The 24,466-nt window shown below is 63.3% G+C and carries 24 protein-coding genes and 2 tRNA genes; 8 read left to right on the forward strand and 18 right to left on the reverse strand.

Going from position 1 to position 24,466, the window contains the following annotated elements; translation table 11 throughout:
- Positions 1–73: 73 nt before the first annotated feature.
- From ybgF to AC0MAZ_RS23470, 15 genes are all read right to left on the reverse strand, one after another.
- Positions 74–883, reverse strand: coding sequence for a tol-pal system protein YbgF (gene ybgF / locus AC0MAZ_RS23400; protein ID WP_050704480.1), 810 nt, complete (start codon positions 881–883; stop codon positions 74–76).
- Between the two features lie 6 nt (positions 884–889).
- The gene (gene pal, locus AC0MAZ_RS23405; protein WP_011535152.1) at positions 890–1,387 is read right to left on the reverse strand and encodes a peptidoglycan-associated lipoprotein Pal; all 498 of its coding nucleotides are present in this window, start codon (positions 1,385–1,387) and stop codon (positions 890–892) included.
- Between the two features lie 54 nt (positions 1,388–1,441).
- Positions 1,442–2,692: a Tol-Pal system beta propeller repeat protein TolB gene (gene tolB, locus AC0MAZ_RS23410; protein ID WP_050704479.1), complete on the reverse strand. Its 1,251-nt coding sequence runs from the start codon at positions 2,690–2,692 to the stop codon at positions 1,442–1,444.
- Positions 2,693–2,739: 47 nt separating this feature from the next.
- Positions 2,740–3,804: a cell envelope integrity protein TolA gene (gene tolA, locus AC0MAZ_RS23415; RefSeq protein ID WP_475859368.1), complete on the reverse strand. Its 1,065-nt coding sequence runs from the start codon at positions 3,802–3,804 to the stop codon at positions 2,740–2,742.
- Entirely contained in the window at positions 3,804–4,256 is a 453-nt protein-coding gene (gene tolR, locus AC0MAZ_RS23420) for a protein TolR (protein ID WP_011535155.1), read from the reverse strand. Before tolR ends, tolA begins: the two co-directional genes overlap by 1 nt.
- Before the next feature lie 14 nt (positions 4,257–4,270).
- The gene (tolQ, locus tag AC0MAZ_RS23425) at positions 4,271–4,966 is read right to left on the reverse strand and encodes a protein TolQ (protein WP_023628695.1); all 696 of its coding nucleotides are present in this window, start codon (positions 4,964–4,966) and stop codon (positions 4,271–4,273) included.
- 2 nt (positions 4,967–4,968) lie between these two features.
- Entirely contained in the window at positions 4,969–5,421 is a 453-nt protein-coding gene (ybgC, locus tag AC0MAZ_RS23430) for a tol-pal system-associated acyl-CoA thioesterase (protein WP_186733987.1), read from the reverse strand.
- Between the two features lie 125 nt (positions 5,422–5,546).
- Positions 5,547–6,593, reverse strand: coding sequence for a Holliday junction branch migration DNA helicase RuvB (gene ruvB, locus AC0MAZ_RS23435; protein WP_011535158.1), 1,047 nt, complete (start codon positions 6,591–6,593; stop codon positions 5,547–5,549).
- The gene (gene ruvA / locus AC0MAZ_RS23440; protein WP_232857161.1) at positions 6,590–7,207 is read right to left on the reverse strand and encodes a Holliday junction branch migration protein RuvA; all 618 of its coding nucleotides are present in this window, start codon (positions 7,205–7,207) and stop codon (positions 6,590–6,592) included. Before ruvA ends, ruvB begins: the two co-directional genes overlap by 4 nt.
- Positions 7,208–7,315: 108 nt before the next feature.
- Positions 7,316–7,840 (reverse strand): crossover junction endodeoxyribonuclease RuvC, encoded by a 525-nt coding sequence (ruvC, locus tag AC0MAZ_RS23445; protein WP_050704476.1) that lies wholly within the window; start codon positions 7,838–7,840, stop codon positions 7,316–7,318.
- Between the two features lie 185 nt (positions 7,841–8,025).
- Positions 8,026–8,778: a YebC/PmpR family DNA-binding transcriptional regulator gene (locus tag AC0MAZ_RS23450; protein WP_475859371.1), complete on the reverse strand. Its 753-nt coding sequence runs from the start codon at positions 8,776–8,778 to the stop codon at positions 8,026–8,028.
- Between the two features lie 110 nt (positions 8,779–8,888).
- Complete coding sequence (aspS, locus tag AC0MAZ_RS23455; RefSeq protein WP_203651246.1) at positions 8,889–10,664, reverse strand: aspartate--tRNA ligase; 1,776 nt, start codon at positions 10,662–10,664, stop codon at positions 8,889–8,891.
- A 94-nt stretch (positions 10,665–10,758) separates the two neighbouring features.
- Entirely contained in the window at positions 10,759–10,980 is a 222-nt protein-coding gene (locus tag AC0MAZ_RS23460) for an FmdB family zinc ribbon protein (RefSeq protein ID WP_050704473.1), read from the reverse strand.
- Positions 10,981–11,069: 89 nt separating this feature from the next.
- Positions 11,070–11,402: a ribbon-helix-helix domain-containing protein gene (locus AC0MAZ_RS23465; RefSeq protein WP_203651244.1), complete on the reverse strand. Its 333-nt coding sequence runs from the start codon at positions 11,400–11,402 to the stop codon at positions 11,070–11,072.
- 182 nt (positions 11,403–11,584) lie between these two features.
- A complete protein-coding gene (locus tag AC0MAZ_RS23470) occupies positions 11,585–12,058 on the reverse strand; it encodes a Dps family protein (RefSeq protein ID WP_084854477.1) in 474 nt (157 codons plus the stop codon).
- Positions 12,059–12,326: 268 nt separating this feature from the next.
- Here AC0MAZ_RS23470 and AC0MAZ_RS23475 point away from each other — a divergent pair, with 268 nt between their 5' ends.
- Positions 12,327–12,920 carry a cold-shock protein gene (locus AC0MAZ_RS23475; protein ID WP_324256554.1) on the forward strand — a complete coding sequence of 198 codons (594 nt, stop codon included), beginning with the start codon at positions 12,327–12,329 and terminating at the stop codon, positions 12,918–12,920.
- A gap of 19 nt (positions 12,921–12,939) precedes the next feature.
- On the opposite strand, the gene AC0MAZ_RS23480 is transcribed toward AC0MAZ_RS23475, so the two are convergent.
- Together AC0MAZ_RS23480 and AC0MAZ_RS23485 are read right to left on the reverse strand one after the other, a co-directional pair.
- Positions 12,940–13,152 (reverse strand): SlyX family protein, encoded by a 213-nt coding sequence (locus AC0MAZ_RS23480; protein ID WP_232857160.1) that lies wholly within the window; start codon positions 13,150–13,152, stop codon positions 12,940–12,942.
- Positions 13,153–13,154: 2 nt separating this feature from the next.
- Positions 13,155–13,574: an HIT family protein gene (locus AC0MAZ_RS23485; protein WP_475859372.1), complete on the reverse strand. Its 420-nt coding sequence runs from the start codon at positions 13,572–13,574 to the stop codon at positions 13,155–13,157.
- A 762-nt stretch (positions 13,575–14,336) separates the two neighbouring features.
- Between AC0MAZ_RS23485 and AC0MAZ_RS23490 the strand changes: the two genes are divergently transcribed.
- The 3 genes from AC0MAZ_RS23490 to AC0MAZ_RS23500 all read left to right on the forward strand — a co-directional run bounded on the left by AC0MAZ_RS23490 (position 14,337) and on the right by AC0MAZ_RS23500 (position 18,489).
- The gene (locus AC0MAZ_RS23490; protein ID WP_203651241.1) at positions 14,337–15,641 is read left to right on the forward strand and encodes an OprD family porin; all 1,305 of its coding nucleotides are present in this window, start codon (positions 14,337–14,339) and stop codon (positions 15,639–15,641) included.
- A 157-nt stretch (positions 15,642–15,798) separates the two neighbouring features.
- Entirely contained in the window at positions 15,799–17,514 is a 1,716-nt protein-coding gene (locus AC0MAZ_RS23495; RefSeq protein WP_203651240.1) for a proline--tRNA ligase, read from the forward strand.
- Between the two features lie 21 nt (positions 17,515–17,535).
- Positions 17,536–18,489, forward strand: coding sequence for a hypothetical protein (locus tag AC0MAZ_RS23500; RefSeq protein WP_203651239.1), 954 nt, complete (start codon positions 17,536–17,538; stop codon positions 18,487–18,489).
- A gap of 114 nt (positions 18,490–18,603) precedes the next feature.
- Here the strand turns inward: AC0MAZ_RS23500 and dinB are convergent, their stop codons facing one another.
- Positions 18,604–19,662: a DNA polymerase IV gene (dinB, locus tag AC0MAZ_RS23505; protein ID WP_203652607.1), complete on the reverse strand. Its 1,059-nt coding sequence runs from the start codon at positions 19,660–19,662 to the stop codon at positions 18,604–18,606.
- 210 nt (positions 19,663–19,872) lie between these two features.
- Between dinB and AC0MAZ_RS23510 the strand changes: the two genes are divergently transcribed.
- The 4 genes from AC0MAZ_RS23510 (at position 19,873) to AC0MAZ_RS23525 (ending at position 24,349) form a co-directional block, all read left to right on the forward strand.
- Positions 19,873–19,949: transfer RNA gene (locus AC0MAZ_RS23510), tRNA-Met, on the forward strand.
- 135 nt (positions 19,950–20,084) lie between these two features.
- Positions 20,085–20,161: transfer RNA gene (locus tag AC0MAZ_RS23515), tRNA-Met, on the forward strand.
- A gap of 253 nt (positions 20,162–20,414) precedes the next feature.
- The gene (gene mprF / locus AC0MAZ_RS23520; RefSeq protein WP_475859373.1) at positions 20,415–23,057 is read left to right on the forward strand and encodes a bifunctional lysylphosphatidylglycerol flippase/synthetase MprF; all 2,643 of its coding nucleotides are present in this window, start codon (positions 20,415–20,417) and stop codon (positions 23,055–23,057) included.
- Positions 23,057–24,349, forward strand: coding sequence for a virulence factor family protein (locus tag AC0MAZ_RS23525; protein WP_186714639.1), 1,293 nt, complete (start codon positions 23,057–23,059; stop codon positions 24,347–24,349). The genes mprF and AC0MAZ_RS23525 overlap by 1 nt, the downstream gene beginning before the upstream one ends.
- Positions 24,350–24,466 lie beyond the last annotated feature (117 nt).

A 24,466-nucleotide genomic window follows, 5' to 3' on the forward strand; every position in this document is an offset into this window, starting at 1 on the left:
GTTTAAGAAAAAAGGGCAGTGATTCTAACGAAAAAACCCGCGACAGGCGCGGGTTTCTTCATCAACGGGTCGCTCAGAGCTTCTGCAGGTCGCGCTGGGCCAGTTGTGCGGCGGAAGTGCCGGGGTACTGGGTGATGACCTGCTGCAGGATGCCCTTGACCTTGTCGGTGTGGCCCATGCGGCGCTCGACATCGGCCAGCTTGTACAGCGAATCCGGCACCTTGCTGTGTTTCGGGTACTTCTGGCCGACCTCGGCGAAGGCCTGGCTGGCGCCTTGCAGGTCGCCCTTGGCCAGGTTGACCTCGCCAAGCCAGTACTGGGCATTGCCGGCGTACTGGCTGTTGGGGTACTTGCGCAGGAAGGCGTTGAAGGCCTGGCTGGCCTTGTCGAAGTCCTTCTGCTTGATCAGGTCGAAAGCGGCGTCGTAATACAGCTTCTCTTTCGCCGGATCACCCGGCTCGCTGCTGGCGGCCGGTGGCTGCGCGGCGCTGGCGCCGGCAGCGGCACCCGTGGCTGCGTTGTTCGCGCCACCGGTGGAGGAATTGTCTGGAGTCGCGGCAGGCGCGGCACCGCTGCTGAGGCGGCGGTCGAGATCCTGGTAGCGCTCGAGGTTTTCCTGCTTCATGCGCGACACATCGTTCTGCAACTCTTCGATGATGCCTTGCTGGCGGGAAATCTGGTCCTGCATCTGCTGCAGCTGCATGAACAGCTGGCCATTTGCAGAAGCAGGGGCCGAAGCCCCTGCTCCGGCATAGGCGCCGCTCGTGCCATAACCCGCAGGTGGATAGCCACCCGCGTTGTCATCTACTACGGGAACCGCAGCCCACGCCGAAAGGGGCAGGCTGAGTGCGAGGACGGTTACAGCACGACGGCACATACGCATAAGAACTTACTTACGCAGTTCTACGCGACGGTTTTGAGCCCAGGACTGCTCGTCGTTGCCGGTGGCAACTGGACGCTCTTCGCCGTAGGAAACCAGTTCCAGCTGAGCAGGGGAAACGCCCTGCAGAACCAGGTAGCGCTGAACGGCCTTGGCACGACGCTCACCCAGAGCCATGTTGTACTCGCGGGTGCCGCGCTCGTCGGTGTTGCCTTCCAGGACAACGCGGTTGCCGTTGGACTTCAGGTCCTTGGCGTGAACGTCCAGGGAGCGCATGGCTTCTGGCTTCAGGTCCGAGCTGTCGTATTCGAAGTAGAAGGTGGTGATTGCGCGCAGGGCAGCTTCTTCGCTCAGGGAGCCGTCAACAGCGCCAGTGTTGGCACCGTAGCCAGCGTTCGGGTCAACAGCGCCTTCACCAGCGTTGTCACCGCCTTTCGAGGAGCAACCTACAGCTACAGCCATGGCCAGAGCCAGCGCAGCGAATTTACCAAACTTCAGCATTTCCATCGTGAAACTCCTAATGAAACCCCAGTGTGTTAAGCAAAACGTGTTACGCCGCAATCAGTTCAGGTAAGGGGACCAGGACGGTTCTCTGACTTCGCCTTGAGCGGTAGGAAGTGGGAGCCTCACGCGGCCGTTAAGCGACACGAGCATCAAGACTCCCCGGCCCTGCTGGCGGGTGGCGTAGATTAGCATGGTGCCGTTTGGCGCAACAGTGGGAGACTCATCAAGACTGGTCTCGGTGAGAATCTTTACACTTCCACGTTGCAGGTCCTGAGCGGCCACCTTGAAGTTGGTGAAACCCTGCTGGCGATGAATCATCACCAGGGTCTTCTCGTCCGCCGACAGTTTCGGGTTGGCGTTGTAGTTACCCACGAATGTCACGCGCTCGGCGCCACCGCCACCAACCGACTGCTTGTAGATCTGCGGCTTGCCGCCACGGTCGGAGGTGAAGTACAGGGTGTTGCCATCCTTGCCCCAGAACGGCTCGGTATTGATGCCCGGGCCTGCGGTCACGCGGGTGATCTGGCGCGAGGCCACATTCATCACGTAGATGTCCGGGTTGCCGTCCTTGGACAGCACGAACGCCAGGCGGGTGCCGTCAGGCGACCAGGCCGGAGCGCCGTTCAGGCCCTCGAAGTTGGTGATCTGCTCGCGACGACCGGTGTCGATGTGCTGGATGAAGATGCGCGGACGCTTCTGCTCGAACGAGACATAGGCGATGCGCTTGCCATCCGGCGCGAAACGCGGCGACAGGATCGGTTCACGCGACTGCAACAGGGTCACTGCACGGGCACCGTCGTAGTCCGAACGCTGCAGGGTGTAGCGGGTGTTGTTGGTCGAGAAACGCTCGGCGGTCACATACAGCATGCGGGTCGAGAACGCACCCTTGATGCCGGTGAGCTTCTCGAACGACTGGTCGGCGATGTAGTGGGCCATGTCGCGCAACTGGTCGACGCCGCCGGCAACGCTGCCGGTCAGCACTTGCTGCTCGGTGGCGACGTTGAACAGCGCGTAGCTCACCTGCAGGCGGCCGCCTGCCGGGACGATGCTACCAACCATGACGTACTGGGCGCCCAGGGCTTTCCAGTCACGGAAGATCACTTCGCTGGCCTGGGTCGGCAAGCTGATCATGTTCTGCCGCGGGATCGGCCCATAGTAGCCGGAGTTGCGCAGGTCGTTGCTGATGATGTCGGCCATGTCCTCGGGCAGCACGCTGCCGCCCTGCACGCCGAACGGTACTACCGCAATGGGGGTTGCCCGGTCGCTACCGCTGGTGACCAGGATGTTCTTTTCCTCTGCCATGGCCATGCCTGCCACGCAGCAGAGCAAGACCAGGAGTCCTCTCAGACGTTTAATCACAACGCTAGATCCTCAGGTGTAAATGTCATCTTGAATGAACGATACGGATTGAAATCGCTCGGCTTCAAGCCCTGCATTTCGGTCAACCGACCAATGTTCTTCACCGCGGCCACGGCCGAGCTGTCGAACGGACCGTCACCGCTGGACTTGGCCACACTCACGTTGGTGATGGTGCCGTCCGGCAGCATGTTGATCTGCAGAACTACCGTCATGCCCTTGCGCGCAGATGGCGGACGCGCCCAACCTTCGGCCGCGCGCATGCGGATCAGGTCGTCGAAGTCGCCGGCCACCTGGTCACCCTGCTCGTCGGCCAGCGCCTGCTGCCGCTCGGTGGTGTCGGACAACAGCTCGGCGAGCGCCTGGGCCTTCTTGTCTTCCGCCGCCTTGCGGGCCGCTTCCTGTGCCTTTTTCTTCTGGGCGTCTGCCGCGGCCTTTTTCTTGGCCTCTTCAGCTGCCTTCTTCTTCGCGTCCTCGGCCGCCGCTTTCTTCTTGGCGTCCTCGGCAGTTTTTTTCTTCGCGTCTTCGGCGGCTTTCTTCTTCGCCTCTTCCGCAGCTTGTTTCTTGGCTTCTTCGTCGGCCTGTTTCTTGGCCTCTTCCTCAGCCTTCTTCTTGGCGATGTCAGCCTGTTGCTTTTCAGCGGCCTTCTTCGCTTCCTCGGCTTTCTTGGCCTCGGCGGCTTTCTTCTGCTCGGCGGCCTCAGCCTTCTTCGCCTCGGCGGCTTCGCGAGCCTCCTCGGCTTTTTGAGCGGCGTCGGCTTTCTTTTGTTCCGCGGCCTTCACGGCCTCCTGCTCGACCTTCTTCTGCTCCAGCTGCTCGACCTCGGTCTGGCGCGAGGCGGTTTTCTTCGCTTCCCCAGCAATCTTCTGATTGGTCTGGGTGGTCGCCTGGCTCTTGGATTTGAGCTGGTAGAGCGTGGCCTGGACGATGGGCTTGGACGGCGGCAGCTCGGGCGTCATGGCAAAGCTGACGAACAGCATGCCGAACACCAGCACATGCAGGCCGATGGCCCAGACACTGGGCCAGAAGTAGCTTTCCGAGGCGGATGGCTCTCGCTGCTGCATCAGGGCGCCTCGGTAATCAGGCCAACGTTACCGACACCGGCCTTCTGCAACCCGCCCATGGCGCCCATGACCGCGCCGTAGTCGACGGCCTTGTCGCCACGGATGAAGACCTGGGTCTGTTTGCCCTGGTCACGGCCGGCGGCGATGATCTTGGTCACCGCACCGGTCATTTCCGGCAAGGTCATGGCCTTGTCCATCTGCTTGTCGGTGTCTACTTCGCTACCAAGGTTCCAGTAGTAGGTCTTGTCGGCCTTGATCGAGATGGTCAGGACCTGGACGTTGTTGTCCTGCGGCAGGGCTTCGCTGGAAACCTTGGGCAGATCCACCTTCACGCCCTGGTTGAGCATGGGGGCGGTCACCATGAAGATGACCAGCAGTACCAGCATCACGTCGATGTAGGGCACCACGTTCATCTCGGCGACCGGCTTGCGTTTGTGGCGAACTCGGGCCATGGGTTTCTACCTGATCACTCTTCGCTGGTGTGTACTTTGCGGTGCAGGATCGCCTGGAACTCGTCGGCGAAGGTGTAGTAGCGGCCAATCAGCACTTCACTGCGCGCGGCAAAACGGTTGTAGGCGATAACGGCCGGGATCGCGGCGAACAGGCCGATCGCGGTGGCGATCAGGGCCTCGGCGATACCGGGAGCCACGGTGGCCAGGGTCGCCTGTTGGGCGCTGGCCAGGCCGCGGAACGAGTTCATGATGCCCCACACGGTACCGAACAGGCCGATGTACGGGCTGGTGGAACCGACGGTGGCCAGGAACGGCAGGCTCTGCTCGAGCTTTTCTTCCTCACGGGAGATCGCCACGCGCATGGCGCGACCGACACCTTCCATGACCGCGTCCGGATCAACACCCGGCTGCTGGCGCAGACGCGAGAATTCCTTGAAGCCGGCGCGGAACACCTGCTCGACACCCGAGTCCGGATCGGGGTTGCTACCTGCCTGGCGGTACAGCTTGGACAGGTCGATGCCCGACCAGAAGCGCTCTTCGAAAGCGTCCAGTGCACGACGACCGGCGCGCAGCATGGTGCTGCGCTGGAAGATCATGATCCAAGAGGTCACCGAGGCTGCCACGAGGGTCAGCATTACCAGCTGAACCACGACACTGGCATTGGCGACCAGGCTCCACATGGAGGTATGGTCGACGACGTTTGCTTCCACGCTTATTCTCCTGCGTTCGATTGAGTACCCGCGCCGTCCGCCAGGAATGCGTCGCGCAGTTCTGGGGGAATGGCCCGGGGTTTGAAAGTGTCGGCGCGCACGGCGGCCACCAGGAACTGCCCCTCGCAGAGCAGCACTTCATCCTGTGTTCGCCACACCTGCTGCACGAAGCGCAGGCTGGCACGATTCAGTTCAAGCACTTGCGCGGTCACCCGCAGCTCATCGTCCAGGCGGGCCGGCGCGTGGTAGCGCGCCTCGCTGGAATGGACCACGAACAGCAGGTTGTCCTGCGCCAGCTGGGCCTGGGAGAACCCCAGGTGACGCAGCCGCTCGGTGCGGGCGCGCTCCATGAATTTCAGGTAGTTGACGTAATACACCACGCCACCGGCGTCGGTATCCTCGTAATAGACGCGACAGCGGTGTGCGAACGGTTCCAGCCCATTTTGCGCGCGCATACTCTAGTGGTTACTCCTGAACTTGCCAATCCGCCGCGGTAACTGTTTTTTCATCAATAATGTCCTATTGCCAGCGAGCCTGCGGCGTGCCAGCGCTAGGACCACGAAATTCCCGATTCGATCTGTCATTCGTCGTCCTGGGCGGCATATTCGCCACCTTCGCAGAAGCGCCCGGGGATGTTCAGGCCGAAATGCAGGTAGGCGTGTCGGGTCACCACGCGGCCCCGCGGGGTACGCATGATGTAGCCCTGCTGGATCAGATAGGGCTCGAGCACGTCCTCGATGGTGTGGCGCTCTTCGCCGATCGCCGCAGCAATGTTGTCGAGCCCCACCGGACCGCCGTCGAACTTCTCGATCATGGTCAGCAGCAGACGCCGGTCGGAGTGATCGAAGCCACGCTCGTCGACATCCAGCAGGTTCAGCGCCATGTCCGCCACGGCTTTGGTGATCTCGCCCTTGCCACGCACTTCGGCAAAGTCGCGCACCCGCCGCAGCAGGCGGTTGGCGATCCGCGGCGTGCCCCGCGCCCGACGGGCGATCTCGAAGGCACCCTTGTCGTCCATCGGCAGCCCGAGAATACCAGCCGAACGGCTGACGATGGTTGCCAGGTCCTTGTTGCTGTAGAACTCCAGGCGCTGGACGATACCGAAGCGGTCACGCAACGGATTGGTCAGCATGCCGGCACGGGTGGTGGCGCCGACCAGGGTGAACGGCGGCAGATCGAGCTTGATCGAGCGCGCGGCCGGGCCTTCGCCGATCATGATGTCCAGCTGGAAGTCTTCCATCGCCGGATAGAGCACTTCCTCGACCACTGGCGACAACCTGTGGATCTCGTCGATGAACAGCACGTCATGAGGTTCGAGGTTGGTCAGCATTGCCGCGAGGTCGCCCGGGCGCTCGAGGATCGGGCCCGAGGTGCTCTTGACCGACACGCCCATCTCCTGGGCAATGATGTTGGCCAGGGTGGTCTTGCCCAGGCCGGGCGGGCCGAAGATCAGCGTATGGTCGAGAGACTCGTTGCGCCCGCGCGCGGCCTGGATGAACAGCGCCATCTGCTCGCGCACCACCGGCTGGCCGATGTACTCGTCCAGGCGCAGCGGGCGGATCGCACGGTCCTGGACCTCTTCGCGGTCACGTCCGGAGGCGGCAATCAGGCGGTCGGTCTCGATCACTTGGTAATCATCCCTTTAAGGCTGCGACGGATCAATTCCTCGCTGCTCAGGCCGGCTTTGTCCTTGATCGCGGCAATCGCCTTGCTCGCTTCCTGTGGTTTGTAGCCCAGGGAGACCAGGGCACTGACCGCGTCGGCCTCGGCCGAGGACTCACTGGCCGCCGGCAGCGGGCCGTCGGAGACCAGGGTGAACATCGCCGGGGAGGTTTCCCACGCCTTGAAGCGGTCCTTGAGCTCGACCAGCAGGCGTTCGGCGGTTTTCTTGCCGACACCGGGCACACGCACCAGGACCGATGCATCCTGGGCCTGCACGCAGCGCACCAGCTCGTCCACTTCCAGGCCGGACATCAGCGCCAGCGCCAGCTTCGGCCCTACGCCGTTCAGGCGGATAAGCTCGCGGAACAGCTCGCGCTCGCGCTTTTCCGCGAAACCATAGAGCAGGTGGGCGTCTTCGCGTACCACCAGGTGGGTGTGCACGGTCACTGCCTCGCCGACCTTGGGCAGGCGGTACAGGGTGGTCATCGGCACTTCGAGCTCATAGCCCACGCCGTTGACGTCGATAATCAGGTGCGGCGGCTGTTTTTCCGCCAGGGTGCCACGCAAACGTCCAATCACGTTCCGTTCCTTCCTCTCGGGCGCCGGTCGAAAACCGGTCCACCCTATCAGCAAATGCGCCGGGAGCGCGCGCCACCCGGACAAAATGTGTATCAGCGCATGAAGCGGTTACAGACGCAAGCGCCCGCCGCGCCGCCGCGCCGTCGCCAGCCCATGGGGAATCAGGCTGGAACGGGTATGGGCATGGCACAGGGCGATGGCCAGGGCGTCGGAGGCGTCGATCTGCGGCTTCTGGGTCAGCTTGAGCAGGTGCATGACCATCATCATCACCTGTTCCTTATTGGCCCCGCCGGTACCGGCCACGGCCTGCTTGACCTGGCTGGCGCTGTACTCGGCGATCTCCAGGCCCGCCTCGGCCGCGGCAACGATAGCCGCGCCCCGGGCCTGGCCCAGCTTGAGCGCCGAATCGGCATTGCGCGCCATGAACACCCGTTCGATGCCCATGGTCACCGGGCCATGCTCACGGATGATCTCGCTCACGCCACGAAAGACGATCTGCAGTCGCTCGGGCAGCTCGCCGCCGCCGGTGCGGATACAGCCCGAGGCCACATATTCGCAACCACGGGCGGTCTGGCGGACCACGCCGAAGCCGGTGATGCGCGAGCCGGGGTCGATACCAAGAATCAGAGTCATAGTGCCTGTGGAAAAATTGATGCATCTCGGCAAACTGTGCCGGCCCCTTCGCGGGTAAACCCGCTCCCACAGGTACTGCACCACGTTCAGAGTCGGTGCAGTACCTGTGGGAGCGGGTTTACCCGCGAAAGGGCCGGGACAGGCGCTGACAAATTCAAAGAACCGGCAAGGATCGCCAGAACACCTTAGCCGAGGCTTTCCATGATCTCATCGGAGATCTGCGCATTGGAGTAGACGTTCTGCACGTCATCCAGGTCCTCGAGCATGTCGATCAGCTTGAGCACCTTCTCCGCGCCATCCTTGTCCAGCTCGGCACTGGTGGTCGGCTGCATCACGATCTCGGCGTCCGAGGCCTTGAAGCCAGCCTCTTCGAGCGCATTGCGCACGGCATAAAAGCTGTTGAACGAGGTGAACACCTCGAAGGAGCCGTCGTCGTTGGCCACCACGTCGTCGGCGTCGGCCTCCATCGCGGCTTCCATCAGTGCGTCCTCGTCGACCGCAAGCTCAGCGGCGAAGCTGATCTGCCCCTTGCGCTCGAACAGGTAGGCCACCGAGCCGTCGGTGCCCAGGTTGCCACCGCACTTGGTGAAGGCATGACGCACGGCGGCGGCGGTACGGTTGCGGTTGTCGGTCATGGCCTCGACCATGATCGCCACGCCGCCCGGGCCATAGCCCTCGTAGCTCAGCTCTTCGACGTTGTCGCTTTCGTTGGTGCCAGCACCACGGGCCACGGCGCGATCGATGATGTCGCGGCTCATGTTGGCACCCAGGGCCTTGTCCAGCGCCAGGCGCAGACGCGGATTGGAGGCCGGGTCACCGCCCCCTTGCTTGGCCGCGACGGTCAGCTCGCGGATCCACTTGGTGAAGATCTTGCCTCTTTTTGCATCCTGGCGCTCTTTGCGGTGCTTGATGTTCGCCCACTTGGAATGACCAGCCATAACGACTCCGAATCCTTGAAACAGAAACAGGTTCCGCCCCGAAGGGCGGAACGTGAAGAATCCTGCGCCTCAAGCGCGGGGGCACCCCGTGACCGAGGCGCCCCGGTCGATCACTCGACCTTGGTCTGCTCGCGCAGACGGATGTGCAGCTCACGCAGGGCCTTGGCATCGACCAGGCCTGGGGCCTGAGTCATGACGCACGCGGCGCTCTGGGTTTTCGGGAAGGCGATCACTTCACGGATCGACTGGGCGCCGGTCATCAGCATGACCAGGCGATCCAGGCCGAAGGCCAGGCCACCGTGAGGCGGCGCGCCGAACTTCAGGGCGTCGAGCAGGAAGCCGAACTTCTCTTCCTGTTCCGCCGCCTCGATGCCCAGCAGGCGGAATACCGCTTGCTGCATCTCTTTACGGTGAATACGGATCGAACCGCCACCCAACTCGGTGCCGTTCAGGACCATGTCGTAGGCACGCGACAGCGCGGTGGCCGGGTTGGCCTCCAGCTCTTCGGGGGTGCACTTCGGCGCGGTGAACGGGTGGTGCAGCGCGGTGAAGCTGCCGTCTTCGTTCTCTTCGAACATCGGGAAGTCGACGACCCACATCGGCGCCCACTCGCAGGTCAGCAGCTCGAAGTCGTGGCCCAGGCGGATACGCAGCGCGCCCAGGGCCTCGCTGACAATCTTGAACTTGTCGGCACCGAAGAACACGATGTCGCCATCCACGGCGCCCACGCGGTCGAGGATGTTGTTGAGGTTGGCCTCGGGGATGTTCTTGACGATCGGCGACTGCAGACCCTCGACACCCTTGGCGCGCTCGTTGACCTTGATGTAGGCCAGGCCCTTGGCACCGTAGATACCGACGAACTTGGTGTACTCGTCGATCTTGCTGCGCGGCATGCTGGCGCCGCCCGGCAGGCGCAGGGCGGTGACGCGGCACTTCGGATCGTTGGCGGGACCGGCGAAGACCTTGAAGTCGACATCCTTCAGCTGGTCGGCGACGTCGACCAGTTCCAGCGGAATACGCAGGTCCGGCTTGTCGGAACCGTAGCGGCGCATGGCTTCTTCGAAGGTCATGTGCGGGAACTCACCGAATTCCAGGTCCAGCACTTCCTTGAACAGCTTGCGGATCATGCTTTCGGTCAGGCCCATGATCTCGGACTCGTCGAGGAAGCTGGTCTCGATGTCGATCTGGGTGAATTCCGGCTGGCGGTCGGCGCGCAGGTCTTCGTCACGGAAGCACTTGGCGATCTGGTAGTAGCGGTCGAAGCCGGCGACCATCAGCAGCTGTTTGAACAGCTGCGGCGACTGCGGCAGGGCGAAGAAGCTGCCAGCGTGGGTGCGGCTCGGCACCAGGTAGTCACGCGCGCCCTCAGGGGTGGCACGGGTCAGGATCGGCGTTTCGACGTCGAGGAAGCCGTTCTCGTCGAGGAAGCGACGGATGCTGCTGGTGATGCGCGAACGCAGGCGCAGCTTGTCGGCCATTTCCGGACGACGCAGGTCGATGAAGCGATAGCGCAGGCGGGTTTCCTCGCCGACGTCGGAGTATTCGTTCAGCGGGAACGGCGGGGTTTCCGCTTCGTTGAGCACCTTCAACTGGTAGCCGAGGATCTCGATGGCGCCGGACGCCATGTTGGCGTTCACCGCGCCGTCAGGGCGCTTGCGTACCTTGCCGGTGATCTGCACGACATATTCGCTGCGCACGCGGTCGGCGGCGGCGAAGGTTTCGGCGCGATCCGGGTCGAACACGACCTGGGCCATGCCTTCGCGGTCACGGATGTCGAGGAAAATCACCCCGCCGTGGTCGCGGCGACGATGGACCCAGCCGCAAAGGGTGACTTCCTGGCCGTCCAGGGACTCGTTCAGTTGGCCGCAATAATGGCTGCGCATCATGATCGTGGTTTCGCTTCTCGTGATTCGTGTGTTCGGTGGAGGTCTTGGCCGCCCAAGGGGCTAATACTGCAAGACCTGGCGGGTGCAATTCAACTCAGTCGGCCTTGTCGCCGCCTGCCAGATTCTTTTTCGCCCCGGTCTTGAAGTCGGTCTCGTACCAGCCGTTGCCACTCAGGCGAAAGCCGGGGACCGACAGCAGCTTCTTCAATGCCGGCGCCTGGCACGCCGGGCAATCGGTCAGCGGCGCGGCACTGATCTTCTGCAACACCTCCATTTGGTGTTCGCAGGATGCACATTGATAGTCGTACAGGGGCATGGGTGTCTCTCGTCAACCACATCGCACGCTGCCCAAGGCAGCAAAGAGCGGGATTATATATGGTAAAGGAGAGCAGCGCAGCCCGGCGATCAGTGCGCGTCTCGCGCTTCCTGCAGCCAAGTGACACAGATCACCCGGACCAGGCCGCTGAAATTCCTCACCCCGCCATGGCGCAGGTGCACCTCGCGATCCACATAGGACAACACGGCGCTCACCGAACAGCGGTTGGCCTGGGCGATACGCTCCAGGATGCGCCAGTACACCACTTCCAGGCGCAGGCAGGTGGCAAAGCCGTTGAGCCGCACCGAGCGCGACACGGGCCCGGCCTGGGCCATGTCGAAATCCCGCCTGAACGGGTCGAGACGAGGGTTGCCACCCCCCTGCCTTGCATTACCATCGATACCACGCATCGGATCGCCCATCGCACCGCTCCATCGTCACGAAACCACACCCCGTTCGTCAGCCGAATGGGTCCATGACCGTCATGAAGCGCCACCGGCCAGGCCGATAGCAGCGGCAAACCCTTCCCCGCAAACACGCGGGCCCGATACCGCTGGCGGTATCGGGCCCGGATTCACTGGGTAGAACGACAAGCAACCGGCAATCAGTTCCCGTCGAGCAGGACTCGCAGCATCCACGCCGTTTTCTCGTGGACCTGCATGCGTTGGGTCAGCAGGTCAGCGGTCGGCTCGTCACTGACCTTGTCCACCACCGGGAAGATGCTGCGCGCGGTGCGCACCACCGCCTCCTGCCCCTGCACCAGCTGGCGGATCATTTCATCGGCGGGCGGCACCCCCTCCTCTTCCTTGATGGAGGAGTGGCGGGCATAGAAGGCGTAGGAACCCGGCGCCGGGAAGCCCAGGGCGCGAATGCGCTCGGCAATCGAATCGACCGCCAGGGCCAGTTCGTTGTATTGCTCCTCGAACATCAGGTGCAGGGTGCGGAACGACGGACCGGTGACGTTCCAATGGAAGTTATGGGTTTTCAGATACAGCACGTAGGTATCCGACAACAGGCGGGACAACCCATCGACGATGGACTTGCGATCTTCTTCACTGATACCGATATCGATTGCCATGAAGCTCCCCTTTCCATAAGGCTTGATCATCAAGCGGGCAGTAAACACTCTAACAAGAGTTTCCGGCTGGCGCATGCGGCACAGGACCGCCCGTGCCAGCCGGTTTGAGAAGCCTGCGTCTTTGCTGTTAAATAGGCACTGTGCCACCCGTGCGGATTGTCAGTGCCGGGTGCATAGGCTGGCCCGCCACGTTTTCGCGCCTACTCGTTCACGCGCACCGTGCGACCAGCTCATCCTGTGATCGGCCTTATCAATGTGAGCCAAACCAATGTTCAAGATCGTCCATCTGGTGACGGGCCTGGCGGCGTTGCTGCTATCGCTCATACCTAGCCTGAAAGCTGACGCAACACCCTTCCTGCAACAACCCGAGGCCGTCTACCTGGCGCTGCTCGGGCTCATCAACCTGGTCATCGCCCCGGTACTGCCGCAGTACTACAAAGGCCTGCGCCAGCAACTGCAACACGCCGCCAGCCTGCTGCTGGTGCTGGCCGTGGTGCTGCAGACCGTCACCCTGCTGGCCCGCCCGGAGCTGGGCAACCTGCCAGCCCTGGCCTGTGCTGTCCTGGCCTGCGTCCTGCACCTGATTGCCGGCTTCGTTCGCGGCACGCGAAAGGCCCGCTCCACCCAGGGCACCTCGCATGACGCAGGCAATCGCGATACCGGCACCGTGAAGTGGTTCAACACCTCCAAGGGCTTCGGCTTCATCTCCCGCGACTCCGGTGACGATATCTTCGTGCACTTTCGCGCCATCCGCGGCGAGGGCCACCGGGTCCTGGTCGAAGGCCAGCGCGTGGAGTTCTCGGTGATGCACCGCGACAAGGGCCTGCAGGCCGAAGACGTGGTCGCCGTCGCGCGCCGCTGACCCTTTGCCGCCGCCGTGCTCAATAATGAGGCGGCGGCGCTTCCTCTCCCCCGCCGCCCTGCTGGCCGGCCATCTCCTCGTAGCGCTTGATCAGCTCCGCCATCTGCAATTGCAAGCGTTCGATCGCCCGGCTCTGCTCGACAATCACATCATTGAGCGCCTGCAAGCTGTCATCCTGGAACGCCTGGCGGGTCTCCAGCTCGATCATGCGCATTTCCAGCTCCTGTGACATCCTCACGTCTCCTTGAAGCTTTCGCCCAGCAGCTTGCGCACTCGCTGGCGAATACCGTCGATCTGCTCCTGGGTGTAGCCGATGGCCGGCACCTTGCCCCACACCGGGGCAGGCCAGGCGGCATCGCCCTGGCGACGCACAATCACGTGCATGTGCAGCTGGCTGACCACGTTGCCCAGGGTCGCGACATTCATCTTGTCGGCGGCGAAGGCATCCTTCAGCGCTTCGGCCAAGGCAGTCGTCTCGACCCATAGCTGCTGCTGGTCCGTGTCCTCGAGCTCGAACACTTCGCTGATATCGGCGCGACGTGGCACCAGGATGAACCAGGGGTAGTTGGCATCCTTGCTCAGCAGCAGGCGGCACAGCGGCAGGTCGCCCAGCACCAGGGAATCCTCCTGCAGACGCGAATCGAGGGTAAACACGGCAAACCTCCTTACAAGCGATTCAGCCCTTCCGAGCGGTCGGGCACAGGCGCGCAAGGATACTCCGCTTCGACCGCTGCCACACCCGTCGACGTCGACCCAGGGCATTTGTGGCACGCGAATGACAACATCAACGCCCCGCTTCGGTAACACTGCGCTACTTTTCGCACCAAAATGATGCCGCTCGTCAGGCCAGCGCCACACATCCTTCACATAAAACAGCCAGGATAAACAATCGACGGTAACACCTTGACTTGGAAGGCAGCTTCACACGCAAACGCAAGGGAGGATCGCACCCCACCGACATACCGGCCGCAGCCCGTGTTTGCGGAGGTTTCCCAAGTCTTTTCGAGGCAAATGTGAAAATTTCATCAAGCGTTCGTGATTTTGAGCACGCTTGTTGCATTCGCTTCACGCCAAGTCGGCACGACCCCTGCATCGCAGGGTGAACGCGACAAATAACAACAGCGGCATCGGATAAACCAGGGAGTTTCACAAGCCGTACTTTGTATTTATACAAATATGACGGTTTCGAGACAGCGCTGGAGTTGTACGCCCTTATATGACAGGCGTGATTTGCGACATGGAGACAACCAACAGCGACATGGCCATAAAGTTACCGAAAGGTTGTTTCTGCCCATATCGCCAAGAATAGTCCGCGTGATATACATTTTCGCCGACATAACAAGAAAGAGCCGGCCCCATAATTAAAATACCCGGGTGCGGCGGTACTCTTCCTAAAAACCAAAGGAGCAAATCACGATGCGCGTGATGAAGTGGAGCATGATCGCCCTGGCCGTAGCGGCAGGGACCTCGCAACTGGCTGTCGCCTCTTCGCAGGATGAATCGAAAGGTTTCGTCGAAGACAGCAAGCTGAATGTCAAGATGCGTAACCTGTACTTCAGCCGTGACTATCGCAACACTGAGTCGAACGCCAACAGGCTGGCCAACGTGCGGCACGATCAGCGCGAATGGGGCCAGGGCTTCATCGGCACCTTCGAGTCGGGCTTCACCCAGGGCACCGTCGGTGTCGGCGTCGACGCCATCGGCCTGCTGGGCCTCAAACTTGACAGCGGCCGCGGTTACTCGGGCACTGGCCTGTTCCCTACCGGTGAAGACCGTCGCTCCCAGGACGATTACTCCAAGGGCGGCGCCGCCATCAAGTTCCGCATTTCCGACACCGTGCTGAAAGTCGGCGACCAGTTCACCGCGCTGCCGGTCTTCGCCACCGACGACAGCCGCCTGCTGCCTGAAACCGCAGAAGGCGCATTGCTGACCAGCAACGAGATTAAGGGCCTGACCCTGCACGCCGGCCGTTTCACCAGCATGACCGCCCAGTCCGAAACTGACCGCGACAGCATCAGTGACGGCCTCGGCCGCCGCGGCCTGAAGGAAGCTGACGTATTCGGTGGCTCCTACGCCTTCACCGACAGTCTGTCGACCAGCCTCTACTACTCCAAGGTCGAGGACTACTGGCGCAAGTACTACGCCAACGTCAACTGGGCGCTGCCGATCTCGGACAAGCAAGGCCTGGTCTTTGACTTCAACATCTATGACACCAAGGGCGAAGGCGACAACCTGTACCGCGCCGCCGCTGATGGCGACAAGCTCGACAACCGCGCCTACAGCTTCTCCGGCGCCTACAACATCGGCGCCCACACCTTCACCCTGGCCTACCAGAAAGTCACCGGTGACGGCGAATATGCATACGGCATCGACGGTGGCGGCAGTATCTTCCTGGCCAACTCGGTGGCCCGCTCGGACTTCAACGCCGAAGGCGAGAAATCCTGGCAAGTCCGCTACGACCTGAATTTCGCCGAATTCGGCGTGCCAGGCCTGACCTTCATGACCCGCTACGTCCGCGGCACCGGCGCCCACACTGCCGACACCAACGACGGCAAGGAATGGGAACGCGACGTGGACGTCAAGTACGTCCTGCAGGAAGGTCCTGCCAAGGACCTGAGCTTCCGTGTCCGCCAGGCCACCTATCGCTCCTCCGACGCGGTCTATTCCAACTCGCTGGACGAACTGCGCCTGATCGTCGAGTACCCGCTGAGCATCCTGTAAGCCCGCGCTTGCATTGCTCCGCAAATGAAGAAGCCCGGCAATTGCCGGGCTTTTTCCTGGCTGACAGAAAGGCCTGACTGCTGCATTCTGTACGCTTTCGTTTCGCCCCCGTACAATGCGGGGTCATTTCACATTCAGGCAATCGACACGGCCCACCATGCGCACCAGTCAATATTTGCTCGCCACCCAGAAAGAAACCCCGGCCGATGCAGTGGTCATCAGCCACCAGCTCATGCTGCGTGCCGGCATGATCCGCAAACTGGCCTCCGGCCTGTACACCTGGCTGCCGATGGGCCTGCGGGTGATGCGCAAGGTCGAAGCCGTGGTCCGCGAGGAAATGAACGCCGCCGGTGCCCTCGAAGTGCTGATGCCGAGCATCCAGCCGGCCGAACTGTGGCAGGAATCCGGCCGCTGGGAGCAGTACGGCCCCGAGCTGTTGCGCCTGAAAGACCGTCACCAGCGCGACTTCTGCGTCGGCCCGACCCATGAAGAGGTCATCACCGACCTGGCGCGCAACGAGCTGTCCAGCTACAAGCAGCTGCCGCTGAACATGTACCAGATCCAGACCAAGTTCCGTGACGAGATCCGTCCGCGCTTCGGCCTGATGCGCGGCCGCGAGTTCATCATGAAGGACGCCTACTCCTTCCATGCCGACCAGGCTTCCCTGCAGGAAACCTACGACCGCATGCACCTGGCGTACTCCAACATCTTCACCCGCCTGGGCCTGGACTTCCGTCCGGTGCAGGCCGACACCGGCTCCATCGGTGGCAGCTACTCCCATGAATTCCACGTGCTCGCCTCCTCCGGCGAGGACGACGTGATCTTCAGCGACAGCTCCGACTACGCCGCCAACATCGAGAAGGCCGAGGCCATCCCGCGTGAAACCGTGCGCCCGGCCCCGACCGAAGAGCTGCGCCTGGTCGACACCCCGAATGCCAAGACCATCGCCGAACTGGTGGAAAACTTCGGCCTGGCGATCGAGAAGACCGTCAAGACCCTGATCGTGCATGGCGCCGAGGAAGGCAAGCTGGTCGCCCTGATCGTCCGTGGCGACCACGAACTCAACGAGATCAAGGCCGCCAAGCTGGAGCAGGTCGCCGACCCGCTGGTGATGGCGTCCGACGCCGAGCTGCGCGCCGCCATCGGTGCCGGCGCAGGCTCCCTCGGCCCGCTGAACCTGCCGCTGGAGTGCATCATCGACCGCTCGGTCGCCCTGATGAGCGACTTCGGCATCGGCGCCAACATCGACGACAAGCACTACTTCGGTGTGAACTGGGAGCGCGACCTGCCGGTTCCACAAGTTGCCGACCTGCGCAACGTGGTCGAAGGCGACCCGAGCCCGGACGGCCAGGGCACCCTGGTAATCAAGCGCGGCATCGAAGTCGGCCATATCTTCCAGCTCGGCACCAAGTACAGCGAGGCGCTCAAGTGCCAGGTGCTGGGTGAGAACGGCAAGCCTGTCGTGCTGTCCATGGGCTGCTACGGCATCGGCGTGTCCCGCGTGGTCGCTGCCGCCATCGAGCAGAGCTATGACGAAAAAGGCATCATCTGGAACGACGCCCTGGCACCGTTCCAGATCGCTCTGGTACCGCTGCGCTACGAAACCGATGTGGTCCGCGAAGCCACCGACAAGCTGTATGCCGAACTGACCGCTGCCGGCTTCGAAGTGCTGCTGGACGACCGCGACAAGAAGACCAGCCCCGGCATCAAGTTTGCCGACATGGAGCTGATCGGCATTCCGCACCGCATTGTCGTCAGCGACCGCGGCCTGGCCGAAGGCAACCTGGAGTACAAGCACCGCACCGAATCGGAGGCCCAGGCACTGCCGCTCGCGGACGCGCTGTCCTTCCTGCAGGCCCAAATCCGCCGCTGATAACCCGTTACGCGAGTGATCATGTCCAAGCGAAGTACCTACACCCTGGGGGGCGCCGCACTGTGCGGCGCCCTGTTCCTCAGCGGCTGCGCCAACCAGATGTCCCAGCGCAGCGACCACGAGGAGCGCGTCGAGCGCAAGCTGCTCGAGCACAGTCTGCAGATCGACGTCGGCGAGCCGAAGGTGATGGAGCTTCCGCAACGGCGTGTACGCATCCATGAACTCAAGCGCTTCGAGGTCACCGAGTTCGAGGTGACCCGCCGCTACGACCGCTACACCCCCTACCAACCCTGGCGGGAGATCTACGAGATCCCGCTTGGCGCGGTAGCGGTGGTGGCCGGTATCGGCGCCAATGTGGTCAACGTGTTCGCCCTGGGCAACCTGCCGGACAGCGTCACCCACGACTGGCTCAGCTATGGCGTGGCAGGCGTCAACCCGTTCATGAACGTGCCGTCCAACGGTCGCGCCCAGCAGAACCTGGCCGGTATCGACGAGGTCGAGAAGGGCAAGCGCGAGGAGTCCATCAGCCTGCCGTGGAACGAGCGCCTGGTTGAGGTCAAAGCCGGCAAGATGACCCACGAGCTGACCACCGACAAGAACGGTGTGCTGCGCCTGAACCTGCTCGACAGCCCGTTCTCCGAGCAGAACCTCAACCATATCGGCACCCTGCACCTGCAGGTGGCCGACGAGGAAAACCAGGTGCGCGGCGACGCCAGCCTGCTGGTCAGTGGCAACCTGCGTGGCAAGCTGCTCGAGGCTCACGAGCTGATCTTCGACGATCTCGAGGACGATGATGTCGGCCAGTGGGTGCACCGGGTCAAGCGCCTGTCGGAGCTGGGACTGGAAGAAGAAGCCAGTGAACTGGAGCAGAGCCTGATCGAGCTGACCCGCAACGATCCGGAACTGCAGCAGGAATTCCTGCAGACCCTGACCAAGGCCACCGGGCGCCTGGTAGCCGATCCGGGCGTGCAGTAAACAGAAAAGGGGCTGCTTTGCAGCCCATCGCGGGGCGAGCCCGCTCCTACAGGTCCTGTGTTGGCTTTGTAGGAGCGGGCTTGCCCCGCGATGGGCCGCAAGGCGGCCCCTCTTCTATTTATCGTCGAACAACTCCAACTGCTCATGCGCCCCGCGCAGATCACGCAGCCTCACCCCCACCCCCAGCAACCGCACCGGCTTGCCACCCCGGGCAAACGCCTGGCTGAGCAACTGCCGATAACTCTCCAGATCCCTTCCCGCCCCCGCCTGCTCCATCGTGGTCTGGCTGAAGTCATGGAACTTGACCTTGACGAAGGGCTTGTCGGGCCGATAGCTGCTGTCCATCCGCGCTATCCGCTCGTTCAGGCTGACCAGTAGCTCCGGCAGTTTTTCCAGGCAGCTGTTCAGATCAGGCAAGTCCTGGTCGTAAGTGTTCTCGACACTCACCGACTGCCGCCGGCTGTCGTTCTGTACCGCACGCTCGTCGATCCCCCGCGCCAGCCCCCACAGCCGCTCGCCGAAACTGCCGAACTCGCGAACCAGCGCCAGCCGCGACCAGTCGCGCAGCGACAGGCAGGTGTCGATCCCCAGGCGCGAGAGCTTGTCCGCCGTCACCTTGCCAACCCCGTGCAAGCGCGCCACCGGCAGGTGGGAAACAAACTCTTCCACCTGATCCGGAGTGATGACGAACAGCCCGTTGGGTTTACGCCAGTCACTGGCGATCTTGGCCAGGAACTTGTTCGGCGCCACCCCGGCGGACACCGTGATGTGCAGTTGCTGGGCCACCCGCCGACGAATGTCCTCGGCAATCCGCGTGGCGCTGCCGGCAAACCACTGGCTGTCACTGACATCCAGGTACGCTTCATCCAGGGACAACGGCTCGATCAACTCGGTGTAATCGCGAAAGATCGTGTGGATCTCCCGCGACGCCTCGCGATAGGCCTCGAAGCGCGGCTTGACGATCTCAAGGTCCGGGCACAATTTCATGGCATGTCCGGACGCCATCGCCGAACGCACGCCATAGGCACGCGCTTCATAGTTACAGGTGGCGATCACCCCGCGCTGCCCCGGCTGGCCACCCACCGCCATGGGGCGACCGACCAGGCGCGGGTCGTCACGCATCTCGATGGCGGCGTAGAAACAGTCACAATCAATATGGATGATCTTGCGCAGGGACATGGACGACAGCCACTACTGTAAATTCATACAGATAGTATCCCATGCCCCCACCACTAAACAGTCTGTGCAGGACGATCGGCCTGAAAGCCCCGTCGCGACTGAGGCGCACCCCGATCTGAAGCGCTAAGGGTTTGAACAAAAAAGGTTTTTTTGAACTAAATACTTGACACCACGAAGGAAATCCGTAGAATTCGATCTCACAGGCGCGGGATGGAGCAGCCTGGTAGCTCGTCGGGCTCATAACCCGAAGGTCGTCGGTTCAAATCCGGCTCCCGCAACCAGATTCAAGAAAAGGCCACTGTTTCGACAGTGGCCTTTTTTATTGCCTTTAGATTCTCGATCAGTAAAAACTTTCGAGAAATCAAATAGTAACGCTTGACACTCAGTACGAAATCCGTAGAATTCGATCCCACAGGCGCGGGATGGAGCAGCCTGGTAGCTCGTCGGGCTCATAACCCGAAGGTCGTCGGTTCAAATCCGGCTCCCGCAACCATATTCGTCAGAACAAGCCCCGCCTATCGCAAGATAGTGCGGGGTTTGTTGCATTCCGGCCCCGTAAAAGCCAATTGCCCCTTCCCCGCTACCTGCCTCCCTTGCCGCGCCCCTGCGGCTGAATGAACTATCTTTAACTATCCTGAAACAGATTAAGCCGTCGGCCCGGAGTAATATTCGGATACGTTTTTCCAAAGGGACTTTCACTTGGCCGTACCTTGCCTGCACCTCGCGCTGACCGCACGAGGCACCCCATGACCGCCCCCACTCCCGAAACCCAGGCACCGCTGACGGCGGCCCTGCCCACGGCTGCCCAGCGCCTGCCCTGGCTGGAGCGCCTGAGCAAGTACCGCCAACCACTGGGGCTGGCAGTGACCCTGGTGCTGTTCGCCATGGGCCTGATCGCCTGTCGCCACCTGCTGAGCGAACTGGACATCTATGCCCTGCACGAGGCCATGCTCAGCGTGCCGGCCAATGCACTGCTCGGCGCGGTCCTGGCCACCATGGTCGGTTTCGTGATCCTGCTGGGCTATGAATGGTCGGCCAGTCGCTACGCGGCCGTGCAACTGCCGCCCCGCACCCTGGTGCTGGGCGGCTTCAGCGCCTTCGCCATCGGCAACGCCATTGGCCTGTCGATGCTGTCGGGCGGATCGGTCCGTTATCGCCTCTATGCGCGCCAGGGTCTGGGCGCCGCGGAAGTCGCGCGCATGACCGTATTCGCCAGCCTCTCGCTGGGCTGCGCTCTCCCGCCACTGGCGGCACTGGCCACGTTGAGCGACCTGTCTGCGGCGGCGACCGCGCTGCGTCTGCCCGCTCCGCTGCTGGGCGGTATCGCGATCGCCGTGCTGGTCGCCGCCGCCGCCTTGGTGATGGGCCTGTATCGCCGGCGCCTGCCTGAACAACCGCTGGCCGACAACCTGATGGTGCAATTCGGCCGACGCACCCTGCGCCTGCCGGGTGCGCGCCTGACCGCGCTGCAACTGCTGATCACCGCGCTGGATGTCGCCGCCGCCGCCACCGTGCTCTACCTGCTGCTGCCAGAAGCGCCGCCGTTCGGCGCCTTCGTGCTGGTCTACCTGCTCGCCCTCGCCGCCGGCGTGCTCAGCCATGTGCCGGGCGGCGTCGGCGTGTTCGAGGCGATCCTGCTGGCAGCCTTCGCTAACCAGCTGGGTGCCGCGCCGCTGGCGGCCGCACTGTTACTGTACCGGCTGATCTATGTGGTCATGCCGCTGCTGGTGGCCTGTGTGCTGCTGCTGGCCAACGAGGCCCGCCGCCTGATGGTCACCCAACAGGCGATCCGCGCCGCCTCGGGGCTGGCCGCGCCGGTGCTGGCGATCCTGGTGTTCCTCTCCGGCGTGGTGCTGCTGTTCTCCGGCGCCACCCCGGAAATCGACAGCCGCCTGGAACACATGGGCTTCCTGATTCCGCACCGCCTGATCGATGCCTCGCACTTCGGCGCCAGCCTGATCGGCGTGCTCTGCCTGCTGCTCGCCCAGGGTCTGCGTCGGCGCCTGTCGGCCGCCTGGCTGCTGACCACGGTGTTGCTGCTGGTGGGCGCGGTGCTGTCGCTGCTCAAGGGCTTCGACTGGGAAGAAGCCAGCCTAATGTGCTTCACCGCTGCCCTGCTCGCCCTGTTCCGCCGCTCGTTCTACCGCCCCAGCCGCCTGCTGGAGCTGCCGTTCTCGCCGGTGTACCTGGTGGCCAGCGCCTGCGTGGTCGGCGCCTCGGTGTGGTTGCTGTTGTTCGCCTACCAGGACGTGCCCTATACCCACAAGCTGTGGTGGCAGTTCACCCTCGACGCCGACGCGCCGCGCGGCCTGCGTGCCGCCCTCGGCAGCGCCGTGCTGTTGGTGATCGTCGCCCTGACCTGGCTACTGCGCACCGCCCGCCCGGTCATCCACCTGCCGACCGAGGACGAGTTGCAACGCGCCAACCGCATCCTGCTGGCCTCCGACCAGCCCGATGGCGGCCTGGCCCTGACCGGCGACAAGGCGCTGCTGTTCCACCCCAACGACAACGCCTTCCTCATGTATGCCCGCCGCGGTCGTAGTCTGGTGGCCCTGTACGATCCGATCGGCCCGGCCCAGGAGCGCGCCGAGATGATCTGGCAGTTCCGCGACCTGTGCGACCTGCACCATGCGCGCCCGGTGTTCTACCAGGTGCGCGCGGAGAACCTGCCGTTCTACATGGACATCGGCCTGACCGCGATCAAGCTCGGCGAAGAGGCCCGGGTCGACCTGCGGCGCTTCGACATCGATGCCAAGGGCAAGGAGATGAAGGACCTGCGCTACACCTGGAACCGAGGCGGACGCGACGGCCTGAGCCTGGAGATCCATGAACCCGGCCAGGCGCCACTGGCCGAGCTCAAGGAAATCTCCGACGCCTGGCTCGGCGGCAAGAACGTGCGCGAGAAAGGTTTCTCCCTTGGCCGCTTCAGCCCCGAATACCTGCAGCATTTCCGCATCGCGCTGATCCGCTTCCAGGGCCGTCCGGTGGCCTTCGCCAACCTGCTGGAAACCCACAGCAACGAGCTGGCCAGTCTCGACCTGATGCGCGCGCACCCGGAGGCGCCGAAACTGACCATGGAATTCATGATGGTCGGCCTGATCCTGCACTACAAGAGCCATGACTATGGCCGTTTCAGCCTGGGGATGGTCCCCCTCTCCGGGCTGCAGCCGCGCCGTGGCGCCCCCTTGACCCAGCGCCTGGGCTCGATGGTGTTCCAGCGCGGCGAGCAGCTCTACAACTTCCAGGGCCTGCGGCGCTTCAAGGACAAGTTCCAGCCGGACTGGGAACCCCGCTACATGGCCGTGCCGGCCGGGCTCGACCCGCTGGTGGCACTGGCTGACACCGCCGCCCTGATCGCTGGCGGCCTGACTGGATTGGTGAAACGTTGATGATCCGACGCTATTGGCTGTACGTACTGATTCCCCTGCTGCTGGCCGTGCTGGCCGGCGGCGCGGCCTTCTGGCTGTGGACCCGGCCGGCGCCCGAGGCGCGCCTGGAACACCTCACCCTCGACGACGGCAGCGCCCTGACCCGCGCCACCCCCGGCGTGCATGCCAAGGCCCGGGTGGCCATCGGCGTGCCCCAGGACCAGGCCCTGACCGACAAGCAGCTGCTCGACCTGAGCCAGGCCGGCGAGGCCCAGCTGGTGCAGGTGATCCTGCCGCCCGCCGACTGCGCCAAGCAGCAGGCGGCGATGGACCAGGCCCTCACCCGCCTGGCCGACAAGCCGACTCTGGTCGCCGGCATCGGCCCGGGCGCAGCCCAGGCCTGGCGCTGGCTGGCCGCGCAGGGCGACGACAAGGCCCGGGCGATCTCGGTGGACTTCACCCTCGAGCAACCCGGCTGCCAGGCCGCCCTGCCCAAGTCCGCCGCCCACGGCCACTGGAACGTGGCCTGGAACGACAACCCGGATGACGCCAGCGCCGCCTTCGTGCGCGACCAGGCCAACGCCGAGACCAGCATCGCCGACTACGACATCCACCTGCCCCAGGTGCTCAAGGCCCAGCTGACCCAGGCCCTGGTCGGCCACGACGGCAACGCCTTGGCGATTCCGGTGGTGGAAGTCCCGGCTGGGCAGACCACCGACACCGTGACCCTGTTCCTTTCCGGCGACGGTGGCTGGCGCGACCTGGACCGCGACGTGGCCGGCGAGATGGCCAAACTCGGCTACCCGGTGGTCGGCATCGACACCCTGCGCTACTACTGGCAGCACAAGACTCCGGAACAGAGCGCCGCCGACCTCTCTGAACTGATGCAGCACTACCGCCAGAAATGGGGCACCAAGCGCTTCGTGCTGACCGGTTACTCGTTCGGCGCCGACGTGCTGCCGGCCATCTACAACCGCCTCTCCGAGGAAGACCAGAAGCGCATCGACGCGGTGATCCTGCTGGCCTTCGCCCGCAGCGGCAGCTTCGAGATCGAGGTCGAGGGCTGGCTGGGCAAGGAAGGTCAGGAGGCGCCGACCGGGCCGGAGATGGCCAGGCTGCCGGCAGCGAAGGTGGTGTGCATCTACGGTGTGGAAGAGACCGACGAAAGCGGCTGCACCGACAAGACCGCCGTGGGCGAGCGCATGAAGCTGCCGGGCGGCCATCACTTCGACGAGAACTACCCGGCGCTGGCCAAGCGCCTGATCGGCGAGATCGAGACCCGCCAGGGAAAGGCCAACGTCGCTGAGAAATGATAGGAAAAGGGACAAGCCCGCTCCTACAGGCGACCTCGTCCCTCTGTAGGAGCGGCCTTGTGCCGCGAATGGGCTGCAAAGCAGCCCCGGCAATCTTGAACTGGAGCGGTCATACCC

This window comes from Pseudomonas sp. A, from assembly GCF_056270345.1.